Genomic DNA, 7293 nt, shown 5'->3' with positions numbered 1-7293 from the left:
TCTCATGGGCCGTTGGTAGCGTGCTGCGGTGGTCGTGTCCGCTCCCCGCACAATTGGGCTCGTCACGCTCACAGCCAGCCAGGCCGGCGATCTGTGGAATTGGACGCTCGCCCGGCAGGGGCTTCATCCCGATCATCGGTTGCCGTCCGTCGCCGAGATCGCCCACGCCGGGCTAGGGATTCACGCTGCCCGGCTACCTACCCCGGTCGCAACAGTGCTTGCCCGCGCGACCAGCCGGCAGGCCGCGACTGCCCTGTTCGCGCATCAGGATGGGCTGACCACACTGCGGTGTATGCGCAAGACGCTGCACCTGCTCCCACTCGATCTGGCGGCCGTCGCGCACGCGGCGACCGCCCGGTACCGGCTGCGGGACACCGCCCGGATGGCCGTCAACGCAGGCGTCTCCGATTCCGTCCTGGCACGCCTGTCCGAGCAGCTCACGGCGCTCCTCGCGGACGGCCCCCTGCCGGTGCGACGCATCGAGGAGATCCCCGCGCGCAGAGGCGAACGTGTTGTGGCCATCCGCGTGGCCGTGAAAACCGGCTGGGAGCAAGGTGTGCTGACCTACCTGAACCAGTCCGGCTGCTGGAACGCCGAGCGCCGCGCGTTCGCCCTGACGGCACACGTCCACCCGGGCCTCGACATCGCCTGCAACCCCGACGAGGCCACCCGCGCACTGATGCGGGCCTACTTCCTTCGGTACGGGCCGGCAACGATGCGCGACGCCACATGGTGGTCGGCGCTCTCCCGATCCTCTGTCATCGCCGCGCTCGACATGGCCGACGTCGAATGGCTGGAGGTCACCACGCCCTGGTGCACCTCACCGGCCTACATGGCAGCCATCCACTATGAGCAGTTCCTCGCCGCCGACGCCGCCACCCTCGTAACCGGACTGAACCTGCTCGCGCACGAGGATGTCGCATTCAAGGCGTACTACAAGACCCGAGCCCGGTACCTGGCGGGCCTACCGACGCACCGGGCCTTCAACCAGATCGGTGAAGCGTTACCCACCGTCCTGGTCGACGGCCATGTGCACGGCACCTGGGCGTGGGACCCGCGATCCCGGGCAGTCCGCCCCGAACTCGCAGGTGGCCAACCATCACCCTCGCTGACGCGCAGCCTGTCCAGCGCCGCCGAGACTCTCACCGAGGCCTTGCGCGCCACCTGGCGTAGCCGACACCCGCACGCCGCCCCTCCCGACCCCGACCAGCTCGCCCTGACCTACTGACCGCCGCCCACCACGCGAACACACCGACACGAAAGGTTCCCGTGCGCCCCCTCGCTCCCGACTTCGACCTAAACGACCTGCAGCGCTACGTGGCCACAATGGAGCAGGAACGCGGCTTCTCCGGCCGTACCGTCACCGAACAGGCGCTCCTGCTCGGCGAAGAGGTCGGCGAGCTGTTCAAAGCCGTCCGCAAGCATCAGAACCTCGGCACAGCCGCCGGGTCGGTCGTCGGCACGGTCGACGAGGAACTCGCCGATATTATGATCTTCGTGTGTGCCATCGCGAACCGGCTCGGCATCCGGCTCAACGAGGCCATTACCCGCAAGGAAGCGCTCAACGAAACGCGGGTCTGGGCGTCAGGAGTACCCGCCTCCTGACGGATCGGTGAGGCGGCCGGCCGTCGATGCGGATCGAGATTCTCACGTAGGCAAGCCAGGAGAGGAGATCCTGTGCCCGTAGCCTCCTCGCGCCCCCGCCGCTGACCCCCACACCCGCACCGTCCGTACCCTCCGCCGAGGAACCGCCGCCGGCCAGCTGGCCACCAGCAGCAACGACGGGACCGCCCGGCTGGCAAGCTGCGGGGACGACGGCACGGCCCGGCTGCGGGACGTCCGCCGGCCGGGAGCCGCCAGTCTGTCCGTCACCCTGGTCGGGCACGACACCGGCTGGGCGGCGCTGGCGCCCGACGGTGGGTACAAGTTCGGCGGTGACGTGGCCTGCGAAATCTGGCACGTCATCGGTATGTGCCGATTCGAATTAGGTGAACTCGACGGCTACCTGGACGCTGTGCGGCCGATGCCGATGGAGGCTGTCTTCTGGCCGTTCCCATCGGCATTCGCATCCGTTGCCGCGCTGGGTGACCACCAGCGCACCGCCGGGGGCCAGCACGCGCCAGCATTCCCGGAGAAACGCGACCGGGTCGAAGAGATGTTCGATGATCTCACCGGCGAAGACACCGTCCACACTGGCGGAGCGCAACGGCAGCGGGCGCGAGAGGTCGGCTCGCACCATCGGGATCTGCCAGGACGCCGCCTGGCCGGGCAGGTGGGCGTCCATATCCACCATGACGGTGTGGGCGCCACGCCGACGCAGTTCTTCGCTCACGGCGCGCCCCCCGGCACCCAGATCGACGATCAGGGGCCGGGCGGCCCGGCGCCGCGTCTCCCGCGTCAACAGGTCCACGGCATCCGCCACCCGGCGTGCATGGTAAGCGGTAGCGAGATACTCGGCGACCTGCGTTCCGTCCGCGTAGGAACGTAGGTTCGCGGCGAGGATCGGGTCCATCCCTCTCCCGGGTACTCCTGGTCAGTAAGCGCCCTCACGGCGTACGACGGCGAACAGCGTCCGCCAGAGAATCACAAAGTCCATGGCCAGCGACCAGTTCTCGACATAACGCAGGTCGAGGCGGATCGACTCGTCCCACTCAAGATCAGAACGACCGCTGATCTGCCACAGCCCGGTGAGGCCCGGTTTGACCATCAACCGGCGATGCACGTCGCCCTCGTACTTCGCCACCTCCGACGGCAGCGGCGGCCGCGGGCCGACCAGCGACATACTTCCGTTCAAGACGTTGAACAGCTGGGGCAGCTCGTCCAGCGACCACTTGCGCAGGAAGCGCCCGACCGGAGTCACCCGCGGATCGTTACGTATCTTGAACAGCAGTCCCTCGGAACGCTCATTCTCCTCGCGAAGCTCTTCCAGGCGCGCTTCGGCATCGACGTACATCGAGCGGAACTTGTACATCCGGAACGTGTCGCCACCGCGACCGACCCTGGTCTGCTTGAAGATCGCCGGACCTCGGCTGTTCAGCCGGACGGCGATCGCTATCCCTAACAGTAACGGCGCGAAAATCATGACTGCCCCCAGCGCCAGCAGGCGGTCGACCAGCGCCTTCAAGACCCGCCGGGCACCGGTGAGTTCTGGTTCCTCAATATGGAGGAGCGGTAGTCCGGCCACCGGGCGGATCGAGATACGGGGGCCGGTGACGTCAGTAAGCGCGGAACTCACCAGCACATCGACGTCGCTGCCCTCGAGCGCCCACATGACCTGTCGAAGCATGTCGCTGTCCATCTGCGGACAGATGGCGACGGTCGTCGCCCTGGTCGCCTGGATCGCGGTGTGAAGGCTGTGCAGCGTTCCGACAATGGGAACCCCGAGCAGGTCGAAGCCGCTTCGTTCCGGCAGATCATGACTGTGGCGGCCCGGTGACCGGTCAAGGCAGACCCCGACCACCGACCATCCGGACGTCGGGTCATGGTGGGCCAGGCGGACCAGCGTCGCCGCGGACTCACCAGCACCGACAACCAGCACCCTGTGCAGGCAGCGACGATTACGTCGCATGTGGTGAAGGATGGCGCGCCCACCGGTCCGACCGACAAGCGACAGGATGGTGGCGGTGGGAAACGCAATAAGAATATAGCTTCGAGCAATCTCCAGCTTTGTCGCGTAGGAAATTACCGCGACGCACGCGGTGACCCGGGCCGCCGCGTTCACAACCCGCTTGAACTCCTCCGATCCACCACCGAGGAAACGTCCCTCATAGGCACGCCCGAATGCCATGGACAACGTCCAGGCCAGCGGCAGAACGCCGCTCATCAGGATGTACGGCCACGAGGACTGGACCGGATTGTCACCGAAACGCACAAAAAAAGCCATAACCGCGGCGAGTACGCAGCCTAAAAAGTCGAACACGACGAGAAGGCGGACATACCTGCGCTCCCAGGCAACCTGAGCACGGTAGCCCACCCGTTCCATGGCACCCGTAGCCGCGGAGTCCGGGACCGCGGGCCGACGCCGACGAGGCTGTCTGGCGCCCTCCGGCATGTCGCCGAAGTCGGGATCAGCCTGATCCCAGACGTCGAAACCGCGGACAAGAGGCGCCAAGCCGGCCCCTGTTGATGCCCGAGCGTCATCGGGCATTGTCTCCGTCACTGCCAGCCCCCCAGGACTCGGACACATTCTGACTGTTTGCAATCATAGGACCCCGATCCGCTCAATCAGGGAGCCCGTCAGCGGCACTCCGTCACGACCGGGTGGATGTACCCGCTCGCATCGTCGTGGCCACCGCGAACCAGCACCGATCGCCCCGGGAGCGGCCCCCGCCACGGCCGCCCAGGCTCCGTCGAACACCGTGACGGGCGGGTCGGATATCTGAACTCGATCTCCGGCAGCGCGTGCTCCGTTCCCCGGTACGGCATGGACGCGATCGCGCGGCAGGTCCGACAGGCCGCGGCAGAACCGATCGCGGTGAGTCCAGAAACCCACCCGTTCCAACAGATCGGTAAACCGAGCCGCCGCGTTCCGGCCGCCGTTGTCAGATCCTACGGGAACCGCGAAAGACATGTCGGGCCAACCGTACTGGATTACCACGCGGAAAACCGTACCAATACCACTCGAGAAGCAATCCAGCGACCCCCTTGAGGTTACCGGGGGCGGTCGACGAGGTGACGAGCGCTGAACATCCACGAACTTACGGTGACCAATGGTAGCAGAGAATCACAGCCAACCGCGATCAGTGGCCAAGTTACGCGCCGTAATTGCAGCATAATATGCAGTTTACCCGAAAGATCTCCCCGCCGGCGGATCAGAACGTGACCCGCCCAGCGGAAGAACGGGTACGAGAAGTAGCAAAGATCATCATTCCGCCGGCGGGGGTCTCCACCGCGGCACAGACTCTACGGCAGCGCCGCGACGAGATCCGCGACCGGCTTGCGGACACCGGTGAAGAACGGCGTCTCCAACCGGGTGTGTGCCCGTGCCCGGCTGCCGCGCAGGTGCCGAAGGCAGTCGACGATCCGGTGCAGCTCGTCCGCCTCGAAGGCCAACAACCACTCGTAGTCACCGAGGCCGAAGGCAGCCACCGTGTTCGCCCGGACATCAGCGAACTCCCGGCCCATGATCCCGTGTTCGGCGAGCATACCCCGACGTTCGTAGTCCGGCAGCAGATACCACTCCAGTGACCTGTTAAACGGATAAACACATACGTAGGGCCGGGGATCCTCGCGCCGGACGTAGGCGGGAACATGGTTGCGGTTGAACTCGGCCGGCCGGTGCAGGCCGACCCCGGACCACACCGCGGTCATGCTCCGTCCCAGCGCGCTCTGGCGGAACCGTTGGTAGGTCTCCTGCAACAGATCCGGATCCGGGCTCGTCCACCACAGCAGGAGGTCGGCATCCGCGCGGTAGCCGCTGAGGTCATAGACACCGCGGGTGTAGACGTCCTTGGCCAAGGCCCCGGCGAGCAGGCCTTCCACCTCCGCAATCACGGCGCCGCGGTCCGCGGGCAGCGGGTCCCGCGCCGCAAAGACCGACCAGGAAGTGTAAAGAAGCTCGGCGTTAAGATCGCGTGCGGATGGCGCGTCCGTACGCGCGGCAGTCTCGGTGCTGGTCTGCGCGGAGCCTCCGGCCGTACGGAAAGAATCATGATTATTCGGCTGGCGGCCGCTCGAAGTCTCGGACATGGCCCAATTGTCGCCCAGCCGGAGCCGCCTGACCCGGTGGTGCCAGCACCGCGTCAGTGCCGTCCGCTGGTTCTCACCGCCCGGCGTGGTCCGCCCGCACAGCGTCGTCAGCGCGCAGCACCGCTTCCGCCGCGGCCTCACCAGACCGGATACACGCCGGGATGCCGACCCCGTCGTAGCCGGCGCCGGCTAGCGCGATGCCGGCGGGCAGCGCCCGGCGCGCAGCCGCGGTCCGGTCCAGGTGACCAGGCAGATACTGCGGGAGCGCGTCAGGCCAACGGGTCACCCGGCTGGCCGCCGGGCGACCCGTCAACCCGGTCGTGCTGGCGAGCTCGGCCGCGACCACACCGGCAAGCTCGACATCAGCACGCTCCAGGTCACGTACATCACCGGCACGCCCGACGCTGGCCCGCACGATCGTGGCATCCGTACCGGCCGACAGCTGCGGCCACTTCGCGGACATGAACGTGGCCGCCTTGACGACCCCGCCCGCACGCGGCGGCACCAGATAACCGCTGCCGGGCGGTAGCCGCGCTTCACGGTAGAGAAAAGTGATCAGTGCTACCGACGCGTAAGGGACAGCGGCCAACGGTGCGGCGGCGTGCGGCGCCACCCGGGCCAGCAGCGCGCGGGCCACCGGCACGGGTACAGCGATGATCACCGCGTCGGCGTCGATGTCCCACTCGCCCGGCGCGCCGGTACCAACGACGGTGATCCGCCAACCGGCGGTTGTCCGGCTCACCGCGCGAACCGTCGTGCCCAGCAGGATCTTTGCCGCGCTGGCATCGGCGACGGCCGCGGCGAACCGTCCGAGGCCGCCGCGGACCGAGGCGAACACCGGCGCGCCCGTGGGGTCCGCGGGCGCGGTGCGCGCCCGCACCCGGCGCGCTCCGAGCAGCAGCGAACGCTCCTCGGACATGATCGGGGTCAGCTGCGGGACCGTGGCACGCAGGGACATGGCATCGGCCCGCCCCGCGTACACCCCGCCGAGCAGCGGGTCGACGAGCCGCTCGACGATCTCGCGGCCGACCCGCGCACCCACATAGCCGCCGACGGTGGGGTCCTCCGGCAGGGCTGTCCGCGGCAGCACCAGGTCGGCGGCCGCACGGATCAGACCGGCCGGTGAGAGTACCCGCGAGCGGATCAGGCCGATCGCGTCGGTCGGCACGCCGAGCAGGGTCCGCGGCGGCAACGGCCGCAGCCGGCCGGAGATCAGCAACGACGCTGCCGTGGTCGCCGGATGGACGATGTCGTGCCCCAGCCCCACATGGCGGGCGAGGCGCACGGCGTCCGGGACACGGGCGAGGAACGACTCCGCGCCCTCTTCGATGGGGAGCCCCTCGAACGGGGTCGTCCGCAGTTTGCCTCCGACACGGTCACCGGACTCGACCACGGTGATCTCGGCCCGGCCCCGCAGCGCATGCGCCGCGGCCAGCCCCGCGATGCCCGCTCCGACCACGACGACCCGCATGCGGACCCGCTCCTCCCGATCGCGGCCGCCAGCCCGGTGCGGCCGCCGCGAGTCCAGTCTCCCTCCGTACCCGGCGGCCGGTTCAGGCCGCCCCGAGAATGTGCGGTATCAGCACATGCCGGCGACCGACCACA

At 68.1% G+C, this 7293-nt stretch carries 6 protein-coding genes; 2 read left to right on the top strand and 4 right to left on the bottom strand.

Going from position 1 to position 7293, the window contains the following annotated elements; all coding sequences use genetic code 11:
* The first annotated feature begins 28 nt into the window (after window positions 1-28).
* Both MJ777_RS18760 and MJ777_RS18755 read left to right on the top strand, forming a co-directional pair.
* Window positions 29-1228, top strand: coding sequence for a DNA glycosylase AlkZ-like family protein (locus tag MJ777_RS18760; protein ID WP_239377298.1), 1200 nt, complete (start codon window positions 29-31; stop codon window positions 1226-1228).
* 41 nt (window positions 1229-1269) lie between these two features.
* Window positions 1270-1605, top strand: a complete 336-nt coding sequence (locus MJ777_RS18755) for a MazG nucleotide pyrophosphohydrolase domain-containing protein (RefSeq protein ID WP_239377297.1) — start codon at window positions 1270-1272, stop codon at window positions 1603-1605.
* 379 nt (window positions 1606-1984) lie between these two features.
* Here MJ777_RS18755 and MJ777_RS18750 read toward each other — a convergent pair whose 3' ends face one another.
* The 4 genes from MJ777_RS18750 to hemG form a co-directional block, all read right to left on the bottom strand.
* Window positions 1985-2512, bottom strand: a complete 528-nt coding sequence (locus tag MJ777_RS18750; RefSeq protein ID WP_239377296.1) for a bifunctional 2-polyprenyl-6-hydroxyphenol methylase/3-demethylubiquinol 3-O-methyltransferase UbiG — start codon at window positions 2510-2512, stop codon at window positions 1985-1987.
* 21 nt (window positions 2513-2533) lie between these two features.
* Window positions 2534-3982: a sugar transferase gene (locus MJ777_RS18745; RefSeq protein WP_308127773.1), complete on the bottom strand. Its 1449-nt coding sequence runs from the start codon at window positions 3980-3982 to the stop codon at window positions 2534-2536.
* 920 nt (window positions 3983-4902) lie between these two features.
* Window positions 4903-5688, bottom strand: a complete 786-nt coding sequence (gene hemQ / locus MJ777_RS18740) for a hydrogen peroxide-dependent heme synthase (protein WP_239311775.1) — start codon at window positions 5686-5688, stop codon at window positions 4903-4905.
* 73 nt (window positions 5689-5761) lie between these two features.
* On the bottom strand, window positions 5762-7159 hold the full coding sequence (gene hemG / locus MJ777_RS18735) for a protoporphyrinogen oxidase (RefSeq protein WP_239311773.1): 1398 nt from the start codon (window positions 7157-7159) through the stop codon (window positions 5762-5764).
* Window positions 7160-7293 lie beyond the last annotated feature (134 nt).

Origin of the sequence: Protofrankia sp. Cj5, from assembly GCF_917627405.1 — a bacterium.
Classification (GTDB): Bacteria; Actinomycetota; Actinomycetes; order Frankiales; family Frankiaceae; genus Protofrankia.
The sequence above is the reverse complement of the archived record's forward strand: the minus strand, read 5'-3'. Positions and strand labels throughout refer to the sequence as shown.

Coding starts and splice junctions, on each gene's coding strand:
- hemG (WP_239311773.1), bottom strand. CDS start 7,159: ATGCGGGTCGTCGTGGTCGGAGCGGGCATCGCGGGGCTGGCCGCGGCG.
- MJ777_RS18750 (WP_239377296.1), bottom strand. CDS start 2,512: ATGGACCCGATCCTCGCCGCGAACCTACGTTCCTACGCGGACGGAACG.
- MJ777_RS18745 (WP_308127773.1), bottom strand. CDS start 3,982: ATGGAACGGGTGGGCTACCGTGCTCAGGTTGCCTGGGAGCGCAGGTAT.
- hemQ (WP_239311775.1), bottom strand. CDS start 5,688: ATGTCCGAGACTTCGAGCGGCCGCCAGCCGAATAATCATGATTCTTTC.